This is a genomic window from Qipengyuania soli, from assembly GCF_015529805.1.
Classification (GTDB): Bacteria; Pseudomonadota; Alphaproteobacteria; order Sphingomonadales; family Sphingomonadaceae; genus Qipengyuania; species Qipengyuania soli.
In genome coordinates this window covers 2,126,951-2,139,854 of the sequence record NZ_CP064654.1, presented here as the reverse complement: position 1 = coordinate 2,139,854, position 12,904 = coordinate 2,126,951, and the positions used below count along the sequence as shown (strand labels likewise).

Below are 12,904 nucleotides of genomic sequence, written 5' to 3'. Positions count from 1 at the left end.
GAGCTCCCAAGGAACTCCGAAAGCGCGAATCAGAGAGCGCTGACGCGCTTGGTCAGACGGCTCATCTTGCGCGAAGCGGTGTTCTTGTGGAGCACGCCGCGGGCAACGCCGCGAGCCAGTTCGGGCTGCGCATTGGCCAGGGCTTCCTTGGCTGCGTCCTTGTCGCCACCTTCGATCGCGGCTTCGACCTTCTTCACGAAGCTGCGGATGCGGCTCATGCGGGCACCGTTGACTTCGGCGCGACGGTCGTTGCGGCGGATGCGCTTCTTGGCTTGCGGCGTATTGGCCATGTTTGTCCTCGTCAGGCCGCGCGAGATACGCGGCGGAATAATCTCTTAAAAGCGTGCGAAAACGGCGGCAGGACCGCCGGAAAGCGGCGCACTTAGCGACCGACCCGCGAATCGTCAAGCGAATGCTTGGACCGTTTCGCCGTAACGGAACGGTGGATTGCGACGGATGTACACCTACATAGGTGAGCAAGCCGGAAAGGAAACACCCACAGTGAACGAGAAGACGATCCGCAGTGATGAAGAGTGGCGCGCAAAGCTGACGCCCGAACAATACCACGTTCTGCGCGAGGCGGGTACGGAGCGTGCCTTCACCGGCAAGTACGACAAGCACTACGATGCCGGCGAATATTATTGCGCCGGCTGTGGCCAGAAGCTGTTCGAGAGCGACGACAAGTACAACAGCGGCTGTGGCTGGCCCGCATTCACTGCGCCGGCCGAAGGCGAAGCGGTCGAGGAACATCGCGATACGTCGCATGGCATGATCCGCACCGAAGTGACCTGTTCCAATTGCGGCGGTCACCTGGGTCATGTCTTCCCCGACGGTCCGCGCGACCGCGGCGGCCTGCGCTATTGCATCAACAGCGCGGCGCTGGAATTCGAGCCGGGGGATGAAAAACCCGCATAGTCTCAATCCCCAGGTGTCGTTCACTTGGGGTTAGACCTCGCCTTTGCAGATTGTGGCCGATATAGGGCGAGGCGCAGACAAGGGATATCCCGCTAAAGATGGAAAAGAGAGGGAGTCGTCGCAAGAAAGCGGCGCGCAGCGAAATGGCCCGGCGGGCCGAGGGCGACCGTCCGCAGGGTAGCTGGCGGCGGTGGCTGCGAAAGATCATGATCTGGGGTGGGTCGCTGGCGCTGCTCGGAGCCCTATTCCTGGGCCTTGCAGTAGCCTTCGCCGCCCGTTCGATGCCGAGCTTCTACCAGCTCAAGGCCACCCAGACGGCGCAGACCATAGTCGTCCGCGCGCGCGACGGGACCGAAATCGTCGCCATCGGCCCCAGCTACGGCAAGTGGCTCTCCTCCGACCAGATCCCGCAGGTGATGAAGAATGCGATGGTCGCGGTCGAGGATCGCCGTTTCTACATGCATCCCGGCGTCGACCCCTACGGTCTCGCTCGCGCGGTCTATGTGGCGATAACGGGCGACAAGCGAGTATCGGCGACCTCGACGATCACCCAGCAGCTGGCTCGCAACGTCTTCCTCAACAATAACCGCTCCCTCGACCGCAAGGCGCGCGAAATGATCCTGGCGATGGCGCTGGAGGCGAAGTTCTCGAAAGAGCAGATCCTCGAGCTCTATCTCAACAAAGTCTATTTCGGCGGGGGTGCCTACGGCATCGATTCTGCCAGCCGGAACTTCTTCAGCCATCCCGCGACCGAACTTTCGACGGCCGAGGCCGCCATCATTGCCGGCCTCGTGAAGGCGCCGAGCCGCTATTCCCCGACCGCCGACGTCGATGCCGCCGTGGGCCGTGCCAGCGTCGTCCTGCGCCTGATGAAGGAACAGGGGATGATTGCCCCCGACGTGACGGTCGATCCTTCGGCGGTGAACCTGAAAGAAGAGAAGGGGCAGAATTCGGTCCGCTACTTCACCGATTGGGCACTGCCGCAGCTTGACCTGCTGCTGCCCGAGACGTTCGAGCCGATCGAAGTCTGGACCACGCTCGACACCGGCATGCAGCGTGCTGCCACTGCCGCGATCAAGGGAAATGTACCGGGCGGTGCCCAGGGCGCCCTCGTCAGCCTCGACCGGGATGGGGCCATTCTCGCGCTGGTCGGGGGCACCGACTATGTCGAGACCAGCTATAACCGCGCCACAGATGCCCTGCGCCAGCCGGGATCGAGCTGGAAACTGTTCGTCTACCTTGCCGCGCTCGAAGCGGGCTACACGCCCGATGATCGTGTGGTCGATACACCGGTAACGATCGACGGATGGAGTCCGCGCAACTCGTCGGGCCGCAATGTCGGCGAAATCGACGTGCGCACTGCCTTTGCCTACTCCATCAACACGGTTGCGGCACAGCTGGGTAACGAGGTTGGCTTCGGCACGGTTGCATCGATGGCAAAGCGCTTCGGCATCACCACGCCGATCAAGACCTATCCCTCCATGGTGCTGGGGTCGAACGAGGTTCGCCTGATCGACATGACGAGGGCCTTTGCGGTCCTGTCGGCGAAGGGCGCATCGGTCGAACCCTATGGCATCGTCAAGGTCACCACGGCGGGCGGCAAGCTGCTCTACCAGCACGAGCGGCGGCGGTCTTCGCAACTGGTCGCGGACTATGTTGCAGCAGGCATGACCGACCTTTTGCAAACTGCCGTCAACACGGGCACGGGGCGCGCGGCACAAATCGGCCGTCCTGTCGCCGGCAAGACCGGGACCACGAGTTCGAACAAGGACGGTTACTTCGTCGGCTTCTCCAGTGGCATCACCACCGGGGTCTGGATGGGTCGCGACGACAGCAAGAAAGTTGGTGGATTGCAGGGAGGCACGGCCCCTGCGAAGGCCTTCGCTGCTTACATGCGCTACGCGGTGAAGGATCGTCCGGTCGAAGAGTTCGATACGGACCTCAAGCTGCCCGAATGGCAGCTCGAACCGGACGACGAATACATGCTCGGCGATCCTGACGATTATTACTTCGTCGACGAGCAGGGCAACCTGATCGAGCCCGGCGAACCGCAGGGACCGCGCGATGATCCCTTCGGGGACGCACAGCCTGGACCGGGCGAGGCGCAGAGGCCGGGACGCGGTGCGGACGGCGCGCCGCAGGCGGTCGGAGACGACTTCCTCGACGAAGCAACCGGGGCGCGTCGTGACAGGCGACCGCGCCCGAGCCAAACCCCGACACCTCAGCCGAGCATAGAAATCATTAGACCGCGCTAGGAAGCGCCGGGGAGCAAATAGAGGAAGGGCCCCGTACCTGCATCGGCACGGGGCCCTTCGCTATTGGTCAGGCGCTGATCCTAGCGGAAGCGGACTGCCACATACTGCGGCGGCCGACCGCGGCGCTGGTAGCGCAACAGCACCGCTTCGCGTCCATCGCGCTTGGCCGTGGTGATGGCGCCTTCCAGATCTGAGGGACTGGTCACAGCACGATAGTTGGCAGTGAGGATAATGTCCCCGCGCTGCAGCCCCTTGCGCGCCGCATCGGAATTGGGGTCGACGCCAGCGATGACGACGCCCTGTGTATCCGCACCGGCGCCCAGCTGGCGTGCGATCTGTGCGTTGAGCGACATGACCTGAAGGCCGAGGCCATCTTCGATCGTCTTGTTGTCGCCTGGCTGCATGTCGTCGTCTGGGTCCGCGTCGGGATCGAACTGCTGCTGCTGGCGAAGCTGCTCTTCGCTCGGGCGCTTGCCTACCGTGGCATTGAGCTTGCGGCGCTGGCCGTCGCGAATGATGTCGATCGGGACAGTCGTGCCCGGGCGGATGTTGGCGACGAGGTAGGACAGGGTCTGTTCGGGCGTCACTTCCTGGCCGTTGACCCGCAGCACGATGTCACCGGCCTGGATACCGGCCTTTTCCGCAGCTTCGCCCGGCTGGACCGATTGGACGAACTCGCCCTTGTTCTGCGGGATACCCAGAGAGTCCGCGAGGTCTTCGGTCACCGGCTGGATGCTGACGCCAAGATAACCGCGCTCGATTTCGACACCCTTGCGCAGTTTCTCGACGATCGGCGCGGCGGTTTCGGCCGGAATGGCGAAGCCGATACCCACGCTTCCACCCGAGGGCGAGAAGATGGCGTTGTTGATGCCGATCACATTGCCCTGCATGTCGAACAGCGGCCCGCCCGAGTTGCCGCGGTTGATGCTGGCATCGGTCTGGATGTAGCGGTCATAAGCACCGCCCGAACCGGTGGTGCGCTGGATTGCCGAGACGATACCGCTGGTAACCGTACCGCCAAGGCCAAAGGGATTGCCGATCGCAACGACCCAGTCGCCCGGACGAGCCTGGCGGGAATCGCCGAACTCGACGAAGGGGAAGGGTTCGCGGCGATTGATCTTGAGGACGGCAAGGTCCGACTGGGCATCGTTGCCGACCAGTTCGGCCTCGTATTCAGTGCCGTCGGGCATGGTCACCGTGATTTCCTCGACCGTGCCGCGGCCGCTCGGGCTGACGACGTGATTGTTCGTCACGACATAGCCGTCTGCCGAGATGATGAAGCCCGAACCAAGCGACTGGCCTTCCTGGTACTGCGGCTCCTGCTGCTGACCGCGGCGACTGCCGAAAAGGCCTTCGAACGGCGTGCCGGCGAAGGGGTTGCCCTGCTGCTGGACCTCGATCTTCTGGCGAGTGGAGATGTTTACCACCGCCGGTTGCAGCTGCGCGGTGAGATCGGCGAAGCTTTCTGGGGCCCCAGCGCGCGGGACAACCCGCGCCATGTGGGAGTCATCGTTCTGGGCAACTTGCGCCCCGGCGGGATAACCGGTGGCGAGAGAGATGGCAGCGCCACCGACCAGCAGCGCACTCGTTACGGAATATGCATATCGCACGGGCTTCACGTCCTTTTCATCCTCTTCATTGCTTGCGGCGCACGCGGGACGGCGGGGGTTTCCGACTCTCGTGCGGCGCGAAATCCGGGCGAAATCTCGCCTTTCCCGCTGAATGCCGATTGAACGAAGCCTTGCGACTTCGACAAACCGTCAACGGCGTCCGCGAAACTGCCGCAGATACTCGTTGTCTGGCGACAGGATCACCGAAGTGTCTCCCTTGCCTTGCTCGAACGTCCGGCGGTAGCTCTCCATCGCGCGGTAAAAATCGTAGAACTCCGCATCCTTGCCATATGCTGTCGCATAGATGCGAGCGGCTTCGGCTTCGGCTTCGGCGCGGATGATCTGCGCATTCTTCTCACCCTGCGCACGAATTGTCGCGGCTTCTTCCTGCCGGTCGGTCTGCATGCGGGTGAATGCGGCTGTGAGCGGTGCACCATCGGGCAGGTCAGCGCGCTTGATTCGCACGTCGATGACCTGTGCCCCATATTTGCGCGCCTGGGTATCCAGCGTCTTGGTGATGTTGGTCATCGCCGTTCCACGCTCTGCAGTAAGCAATGCGGAGAAGGGACGGCGTCCCAGTTCCTGGCGCAATACCGAGGTAAGGATCGGCGAAAGCTGGGTGCGAAGGTTGTCTTCGGTTCCTGCGTTCTCGACCATCAGGACTGGGTCGATAATGCGGAACCTGGCGTAGGCGTCTACCTGCAGGCGCTGCTGGTCGTTCGACAGAACCTGCTGCCGCTCCATGTCGAGGTCGAGGATTCGCTTGTCGACCAGTTGCACGCGCTCGTAGCCGGGGATGCGCAGCACGAGGCCCGCGCCGGTCTGGCCGAAGTCGCGGTTGGGTTCGAACCGGTTTGCGACACGGTCGGGGCGACCGGCCTGTATGATGACCGCCTGCTTGGTTTCCGGGACGATCACTGTCGCGCTTGCAAGCACGAGCAGGCCGAGGATGACGGCGATTATGGTCGGCTTGTGGTCCTGCCAGATGGTGTTCATGTCAGCGGCCCTCCGGTCCGGTCACGACGGTGGGAGCGTCCTGCTCCTTCGCGCGGCGACGCACTTCGGGCAGTGGCAGGTAAGGGGTGACCCCATTGGCCTCCACGATGGTCTTGTCGGTTCTTCCCAACACGCTTTCCATGGTTTCGTAATAAAGGCGGCGGCGGGTCACTTCGGGCGCCAGCTTGTACTCGGCGTAGATTTTGTCGAACGCAGCTGCGTCACCCTGTGCCCGGGCCAGCACGCGCTGGGCATAGGCGCGGGCAGAGTTGACTGCGGTCTCGGCATCCTGCTGCGCCGCGGAAACATCCTTGAATGCCTCGACCACCTCGTTCGGCGGATCGGTCTTCTCGATTTCGATGCCCTGGACCGCGACCCCTGCCTTGTAGGCGTCAAGGATTGCCTGCATGCGGCTGCGGACGCGAGCTTCGATGTCGGCGCGGCCGGCGCCTGAGAGCACGCTGTCGAGATCCTTTTCGGCGACCGAGGCGCGCATGGCAGCTTCGGCCACTTCGCGAATGGTCTCTTCCGGCTCGGCGAGCTGGAATCGGAACTGGCGCAGGTCCTTGATGTTCCAGCGAATGAGATAGCTCAGGTCGACGAGGTTCTGGTCCCCCGTCAGGATCAGCTTCTGCTCAGCGGTTCCAGGAATGCTTTCCGAACGGATCTGGCTGACGTTCTCGATATCGACTGTCTGGATCGGCCAGGGTGCAGTGAAATTGAGGCCCGGTGTCAGCGTGCGCGAATACTTGCCGCCCAACCAGCTGACCACTCCCTGCTCGCGCGGGGCAACCTGGTGCACCGCGGTGGCAAAAAACCACAGGGCAACGACGCCGAATACGGCAACCGGGAACCAGCTCTTGCCGCCGGGACGCGGGGGCAGGCGAAAGTTCGGGCCGCCCGATCCACCGCCTCTGCGAGGGCCTTCAGGGCCGCGATTGCGGAAAATGTCCTCAATATTAGCCGCGCGGCGACCTTCATCGGCATCACCGCTTCGCGGCGGGAGCCAGGGATTGCGCGGCCCGTTCGACTTGCCGCCATCGTTCCCAGCATCGCCCGCAGGCGTTCCGTCGCCTTCCGGTCCCTTACCAGAACCGCCGCCCCAAGGGCTTTTCTTCCCGGCCATTGCCAGCCAGATCCTCTGTCCGAACCCGTCCAATGTTCTCATGCAGACCCTTATAGGTGTGGTTTGCCGGAAAAACAGGGTTGAACGCCGCTTTTTGATGCTACAGCAGCCTCGCCCATGAGTTCCACGGACCCGAAAGCGCTGTTGCCTGCCGCCATCGCGCAGCGCGTATCATCCCTCAGTTTCCTCAACCGCCGCGCCATCGCCGTCGTCGACGCGAGCGGGCTGGGCGAAAGCGAGCGTTCCGGGCTGGAGCAGGCGATCAGGGATATCCTGATCGAGCGCGACGATGTCGACGAGGTCCGCGTCGCCATGACGGCCGAGCGCAAGGGCCTGACCATCATCGCGATCGGCAGCGGCAAGGGCGGCGTGGGCAAGTCGACGCTCACCGCCAACCTCGCCATTGCGCTCTCGCGCAAGGGTCGCAAGGTCGGACTTGTCGACGCCGATATCTATGGCCCCTCGCAGCCGGTCATCCTCGGCAACCAAGGCGAAAAGCCGGTCGCACATGACGAAAAGCTGGTGCCGGTCGCGAGCAGATTCGGGGTGCCGGTCCTCTCGATGGGTCACCTCGTCGAACCGGGGCGTGCGATCGCCTGGCGCGGGCCGATGGCGGCGGGCGCGCTGACCCAGCTGTTCGAAGCGCATTGGGGCGATGCCGAGGTGCTGCTGGTCGACCTTCCGCCGGGCACAGGCGACGTCCAGCTGACCATGCTGCAGAAGTTCAAGCCGGCGGGCGCGGTGATCGTATCTACCCCGCAGGACCTCGCCCTGATCGACGCGGCCCGCGCCGGCCAGCTGTTCGACCAGGCAGGCGTCCCCGTCATCGGCCTGGTCGAGAACATGTCCGGCTATGCCTGCCCGCATTGCGGCGAGCATTCGGATCCGTTCGGGCAAGGCGGTGTCGAGCAGGCGGCGGGCCGCCTCGAACTGCCGTTTCTCGGCCGCATCCCGCTCGACCTTGCCATCCGGCAGGGCAGCGACAGGGGTGACCCGCCAGCCGCGTCCGACGAGGCCGTGGCGCGTCCCTTCATCGATATTGCCGACAGGCTCGACGCATGGATTTCCGCGAGAAGCTGAGCGACCTTCCGGTCACCCGGCGTCAAATCATCGCCGGGGCCGCCGTCGGTGGCGGGCTTGCCGTGGCGTGGTGGCTGTGGCCGCGCCATTACTCCAGCCCGCTCACCCCCGGTCCGACCGAGCGCGATTTCGGCGGCTGGTTGACCATCGGGCGCGACGGCGTCGTGACCGTGGCGGTACCGCAGCTGGAAATGGGGCAGGGGATTACCTCGGTCCTCGCGCAGGTCGTGGCGGTGGAACTGGGTGCCGACTGGCGCCAGGTAGCCATCGAACCGGCACCGCCGTCAGGGCTGTATGCCAATGTCCCGCTGGCTGCGAAATGGGCGCCGCTGTGGTCGCGCTTTCCGGATTTGGCTGGCGATCCCGACAGCAGGCTGGCACGAAACTTTGCCCGGTCCAGTGCCTTTGCCGCCACTGCCGAGGGCCTTTCGCTCGACGCCTACGAACCTCCCATGCGCGAAGCGGCGGCATCGGCGCGGGCACTGCTCGCAATGGCAGCCGCCGATCGCTGGGATGTCGACTGGGAACAATGCGAAATAGCCAGCGGCTTCGTGCGGCATGGCGAGAACAGCGCGACCTTCGGCGAGCTGGTCGACGATGCCGCGCGGCTCGATCCGCCCGACCCGGCGCCCTTGCGCGTCGTTGCCGCGTTCGAGGAACCGGTCCCCGGTGAAGAGGAGGTCGATCCGCTCTATCCCCGCCTTGACCTGCCATCGAAAGTGGACGGAAGCTTCCTCTTCGCAGCTGACATCCGCCTGCCGGGCCTGGTATTTGCCTCGATCCGCCATGCACCCGTCGGTGGAGGCTACCTTTCGCGTTTCAATGAAAAGGCGGTGGCTGGCATCAAGGGTCTCGTCGGGGTCGTCAGGTCAAAGCGCTATCTCGCCGCCGTCGCTGAAAGCTGGTGGACTGCCGAACAGGCGCTGAAGGCCATGAAGCCGGTCTTCACCGGGCCGCGCCCGCTCGAAAGCGCAGCGTCGGTCGCGCGCCTGGAGCAGGCCATCCAGGACGACGATGCCGATGTGGAGCGGATCTACGAACTCGGCGATGCCGACGGCCTGCTGGCGCGCGCCGACCTCTCGCAAAAATACGTGGTGGCACCCGCAGTCCATGCCGCCATCGAAACCGCATCGGCAACGGCACGGATCGAGGACGGGAAACTCGAGATCTGGGTCGCATCGCAGGCACCCGAACAGACCCGGCTGGCAGTGGCCGAGGCGGTCGGTATCTCGGAAAGCGAGGTCGTGCTCTATCCCACGGCGGCCGGGGGCAGCTTCGACGCCCGGCTGGAAAATCGGCACGCAATCGAGGCGGCGGTCATTGCGCAGGCAATCGGGCGCCCGGTCCAGCTGACCTGGCCGCGAGTGCAGGAATTCCAGAGCGTGCCGGTTCGCACACCCGTTGCTGCGGAGCTGTCGGTCGCATTCCATCCGGCGACCGGAGGGCGGATCGCCGCCTGGCGCGCCCGGCTTGCCATGCCGGCGACAGTCTGCGAATTCGGCCACCGCCTGTTCGACAACTACACGCCCGAAGCGGCCATGGCCCATGCCTCGGGCGAGGCCGACACACTCGCCTGCGAAGGTGCGGTACCGCCCTATGGTATCGACAATGTGGCAGTCGACCATCTGCCGCTCGATATCGGGTTGCCAACCGGGCGGATGCGCGGGAACTCGGCTGCCTACACGTCATTCTTCACCGAATGCTTCATCGACGAACTTGCCGAGAAGGCCGGGCGCGACCCGTTCCTCTATCGCATGGAAATGCTCGGGCATTCTGCGCGCATGGCCGAGGTTCTCCGACGCGCGACGCGGCTGGGCGGGTGGGACGGCGGACGGCGCGGCACCGGGCAGGGGCTGGCGATGGTCCGCATGGGCGGCATCGACACCGGCGGGCGGATTGCCTGCGTGGCAAATGCTTCTCTGGCGCAGGGCGGGGTAACCGTGACGAGCCTTCATGCGGTTGTCGACATCGGTCGCATCGTGAACCTCGATATCGCCCGACAACAGATCGAAGGAGGGCTGATCTACGGTCTCTCGCTCGCAACCGGTTCGAGCGTGGTCTTCGAACAGGGCAAGCCGCTTCCCAATCGGCTTTCCGGACTGGGGCTCCCGAAACTGTCCGACTGTCCCGCAATCACGGTGGAGTTCATCGCCAGCGAGGCACCCGCCTTCGACCCGGGCGAACTGGGCGTCGCGGTTGCGCCGCCGGCCATTGCCAATGCATTGTATTCGGCGACCGGCACGCGTTTCCGCCGTTTGCCATTGCTGTCGGAAGCCCAGTGAGGAGAAAGAATTGACCTGGCGCCCGCAATTTCTTCCCGTCGACCATCCGCAGGTCCAGTCGGGCAAGGTCGGCGTATTGATCGTCAATCTCGGCACGCCGGATGCGCCCGAACCGGGGCCGGTGCGCCGCTATCTCGCCGAATTTCTCTCCGATCGTCGCGTTGTGGAGATTCCGCCGATTGCATGGCAGCCGATCCTGCGCGGGATCATCCTCAACACCCGGCCCAGGAAGAGCGCGCATGCCTATTCGCAGGTTTGGACCGACGAGGGGTCGCCGCTCGCCGTAATAACGCGCAATCAGGCCGAGGCGATGCAGACCGCGCTCGGCTCGGGAGTGATGGTCGACTGGGCCATGCGTTACGGAACGCCATCGATCGGCGATCGCATCGAGGCGCTGATGAAGGCCGGATGCGAGCGCATCCTGCTGGCCCCGCTCTACCCCCAGTACAGTGGCGCGACGACGGCGACGGTTGTGGACAAGGCAGCGGACAAGTTGCGGACAATGCGTTGGCAAGCCGCCTTGCGCACGCTGCCGCCCTATCACGACGATCCCGCCTACATCGAAGCGCTTTCGAGCGACCTCAATCGCCAGCTCAACGGCCTCGATTTCCAGCCAGAGGTGATGCTGCTGAGCTTCCACGGCATGCCTCAACGGACGCTTGAACTCGGCGATCCCTACCACTGCCACTGCCGCAAGACCGCGCGTCTGCTCGAAGCGGTCATGGCGCGCCCGGGGCTGCGGTTCCGTACCACCTTCCAGTCGCGTTTCGGCCGGGCCAAGTGGCTCGAACCGGCGACGGACGCGGTTATCGCTGAAGAAGCCAAGGCCGGGACCAAGCGCATGGTTATCGCCGCACCCGGATTTTCGGCGGACTGCCTCGAGACGCTCGAGGAACTCGCCATGCAGGGCCGCGACCAGTTCATCGACGCGGGCGGGGACAAATTTGCCGCCTTGTCCTGCCTCAACACCTCTGCCGCAGGACTGGAGATGCTGGAAAAACTGCTGCGTCGCGAATTGTCGGGCTGGATTAACGATTAGCGATTACTTACACTCGGGTAAGTTGCTTGGAGAGACTTGATGGCCACGCTAGCCGCACCCGATACCGCTCCCACTCACTGGACCGAGGGTAACCCCACGCCGGACGAGCTGGCTCATATCCCTGGCGAGGGCGGTTGGCCGATTGTCGGCAATACATTCAAGATGCTGGCCGACCCGCATGGCATGGCACGACGCAATGTCGAGCAGTATGGCCGGGTCTACAAAAACAAGGCCTTTGGCGGCTGGAACATCGCGCTGATCGGACCCGAAGCAAACGAGCTGGTGCTGTTCGACCGCGACAAGATCTTTTCCTCGGAGCAGGGTTGGGGCCCGATCCTCGACAAGCTCTTCCCGCGCGGGCTGATGCTGATGGACTTCGACCATCACCGGGCCGATCGCCGCGCCCTTTCGATTGCCTTCAAGCCCGAACCGATGCGCCACTATTCGGGCGCCCTCAATCGCGGGATCGCCCGCCAGGTCGAGGCATGGGGCGCAGGCCCGATGAAGTTCTATCCCGCGATCAAGGAGCTCACGCTCGACCTTGCGGCGGACAGTTTCATCGGGATCGAGTGGGGTCCCGAGGCGGACAAGATCAACCAAGCCTTCATCGACATGGTCCAGGCCTCGGTCGCACCGGTACGCGTGCCGCTGCCCTTCACGCAGATGAAGAAGGGCGTCGACGGGCGCAAATTCCTGGTCGACTTCTTCACCGCCGAGACCATCCGTCGGCGCAAGGAAGGCGGCGGGCAGGACATGTTCAGCCAGTTCGCCACCGCGACGCATGAAGACGGCAGCCTGATGGCGGTCGACGAGGTGGTCGACCACATGAACTTCCTGATGATGGCCGCGCATGACACCATCACCTCTTCAGCCACCACGCTGGTCTGGCTGCTGGCCAAGAACCCGGAGTGGCAGGAAAAGCTGCGGCAGGAAGTGCTAGCGGTCACCGGCGGTCTCGACGCTAACGGCCGCCCACGCGATCTCGCCTACGAGGACCTCGGCAAGCTCGAGCTGACTGAAATGGCATTCAAGGAAGCGCTGCGTTTCGTGCCGCCGGTGCCCTCAATGCCGCGCCGTGCACTCAAGAGCTTCGAATTCGGCGGCTATCGCATCCCGGCGGGCGCGCATGTGGGGATCAACATCTACCACACGCACCATGATCCGGAGATCTGGGACGAGCCGGAAAAGTTCGACCCGATGCGCTTCACCCCCGACAAGGTAAAAGCGCGGCACAAATATGCCTGGGTCCCCTTCGGCGGCGGCGCGCACATGTGCCTCGGCCTCCACTTCGCCTACATGCAGGTGAAAATCCTCATGGCGCAGCTGCTGCCGCGCTACGAGATCGCGCTCGAAGCAGGTGATCCCGACTGGCAGGCCTGGCCTATCCCGAAACCGAAGGACGGCTTGAAGATCGTACTCAAACCAGTCGCCTAGAAGTCGACCGCTATCCCGTCCTTGACCCAGTCGCCGTAGCGCGTCGGGCTCAGTTCCTCGTCCACCTTCGCCTGCCTGGGCGCGGGCGGGGGATCGTTGGTCCAGTGCTTGGGCTTGGCGAAGCCGGCGGGACGTTTGGTGGCGCGATCGGTCATGCTGGTGAAATG

Annotated in this window: 11 protein-coding genes; 6 read left to right on the top strand and 5 right to left on the bottom strand. The window is 64.2% G+C overall.

The window, feature by feature from the left end; translation table 11 throughout:
• Positions 1 to 29: 29 nt before the first annotated feature.
• The gene (rpsT, locus tag IRL76_RS10650; RefSeq protein WP_200981318.1) at positions 30 to 290 is read right to left on the bottom strand and encodes a 30S ribosomal protein S20; all 261 of its coding nucleotides are present in this window, start codon (positions 288 to 290) and stop codon (positions 30 to 32) included.
• Between the two features lie 211 nt (positions 291 to 501).
• Between rpsT and msrB the strand changes: the two genes are divergently transcribed.
• On the top strand, positions 502 to 915 hold the full coding sequence (gene msrB, locus IRL76_RS10645) for a peptide-methionine (R)-S-oxide reductase MsrB (protein ID WP_246449702.1): 414 nt from the start codon (positions 502 to 504) through the stop codon (positions 913 to 915).
• 98 nt (positions 916 to 1,013) lie between these two features.
• Positions 1,014 to 3,170 (top strand): transglycosylase domain-containing protein, encoded by a 2,157-nt coding sequence (locus IRL76_RS10640; protein WP_200981316.1) that lies wholly within the window; start codon positions 1,014 to 1,016, stop codon positions 3,168 to 3,170.
• Between the two features lie 80 nt (positions 3,171 to 3,250).
• On the opposite strand, the gene IRL76_RS10635 is transcribed toward IRL76_RS10640, so the two are convergent.
• The 3 genes from IRL76_RS10635 to hflK form a co-directional block, all read right to left on the bottom strand.
• Positions 3,251 to 4,780 carry a Do family serine endopeptidase gene (locus IRL76_RS10635; RefSeq protein ID WP_200984286.1) on the bottom strand — a complete coding sequence of 510 codons (1,530 nt, stop codon included), beginning with the start codon at positions 4,778 to 4,780 and terminating at the stop codon, positions 3,251 to 3,253.
• A gap of 150 nt (positions 4,781 to 4,930) precedes the next feature.
• Complete coding sequence (gene hflC / locus IRL76_RS10630) at positions 4,931 to 5,776, bottom strand: protease modulator HflC (protein WP_200981315.1); 846 nt, start codon at positions 5,774 to 5,776, stop codon at positions 4,931 to 4,933.
• Position 5,777: 1 nt separating this feature from the next.
• Positions 5,778 to 6,902 carry a protease modulator HflK gene (gene hflK / locus IRL76_RS10625; RefSeq protein ID WP_200981314.1) on the bottom strand — a complete coding sequence of 375 codons (1,125 nt, stop codon included), beginning with the start codon at positions 6,900 to 6,902 and terminating at the stop codon, positions 5,778 to 5,780.
• A 117-nt stretch (positions 6,903 to 7,019) separates the two neighbouring features.
• Here hflK and IRL76_RS10620 point away from each other — a divergent pair, with 117 nt between their 5' ends.
• From IRL76_RS10620 to IRL76_RS10605, 4 genes are read left to right on the top strand one after another with little or no spacing between them, the layout of a single operon-like run.
• Entirely contained in the window at positions 7,020 to 7,982 is a 963-nt protein-coding gene (locus tag IRL76_RS10620; protein ID WP_200981313.1) for an Mrp/NBP35 family ATP-binding protein, read from the top strand.
• Entirely contained in the window at positions 7,961 to 10,264 is a 2,304-nt protein-coding gene (locus tag IRL76_RS10615) for a xanthine dehydrogenase family protein molybdopterin-binding subunit (RefSeq protein WP_200981312.1), read from the top strand. The genes IRL76_RS10620 and IRL76_RS10615 overlap by 22 nt, the downstream gene beginning before the upstream one ends.
• 10 nt (positions 10,265 to 10,274) lie before the next feature.
• Positions 10,275 to 11,303 (top strand): ferrochelatase, encoded by a 1,029-nt coding sequence (hemH, locus tag IRL76_RS10610; RefSeq protein ID WP_246449700.1) that lies wholly within the window; start codon positions 10,275 to 10,277, stop codon positions 11,301 to 11,303.
• A 39-nt stretch (positions 11,304 to 11,342) separates the two neighbouring features.
• Positions 11,343 to 12,737 carry a cytochrome P450 gene (locus IRL76_RS10605; RefSeq protein ID WP_200981310.1) on the top strand — a complete coding sequence of 465 codons (1,395 nt, stop codon included), beginning with the start codon at positions 11,343 to 11,345 and terminating at the stop codon, positions 12,735 to 12,737.
• Here the strand turns inward: IRL76_RS10605 and IRL76_RS10600 are convergent.
• A complete protein-coding gene (locus tag IRL76_RS10600) occupies positions 12,734 to 12,892 on the bottom strand; it encodes a DUF1674 domain-containing protein (protein ID WP_200981309.1) in 159 nt (52 codons plus the stop codon). The two genes, IRL76_RS10605 and IRL76_RS10600, sit on opposite strands and share 4 nt — an antisense overlap.
• Positions 12,893 to 12,904: the final 12 nt, after the last annotated feature.

Coding starts and splice junctions, on each gene's coding strand:
- rpsT (WP_200981318.1), bottom strand. CDS start 290: ATGGCCAATACGCCGCAAGCCAAGAAGCGCATCCGCCGCAACGACCGT.
- IRL76_RS10640 (WP_200981316.1), top strand. CDS start 1,014: ATGGAAAAGAGAGGGAGTCGTCGCAAGAAAGCGGCGCGCAGCGAAATG.
- hflC (WP_200981315.1), bottom strand. CDS start 5,776: ATGAACACCATCTGGCAGGACCACAAGCCGACCATAATCGCCGTCATC.
- hflK (WP_200981314.1), bottom strand. CDS start 6,902: ATGGCCGGGAAGAAAAGCCCTTGGGGCGGCGGTTCTGGTAAGGGACCG.
- IRL76_RS10620 (WP_200981313.1), top strand. CDS start 7,020: ATGAGTTCCACGGACCCGAAAGCGCTGTTGCCTGCCGCCATCGCGCAG.
- IRL76_RS10615 (WP_200981312.1), top strand. CDS start 7,961: ATGGATTTCCGCGAGAAGCTGAGCGACCTTCCGGTCACCCGGCGTCAA.
- IRL76_RS10605 (WP_200981310.1), top strand. CDS start 11,343: ATGGCCACGCTAGCCGCACCCGATACCGCTCCCACTCACTGGACCGAG.
- IRL76_RS10600 (WP_200981309.1), bottom strand. CDS start 12,892: ATGACCGATCGCGCCACCAAACGTCCCGCCGGCTTCGCCAAGCCCAAG.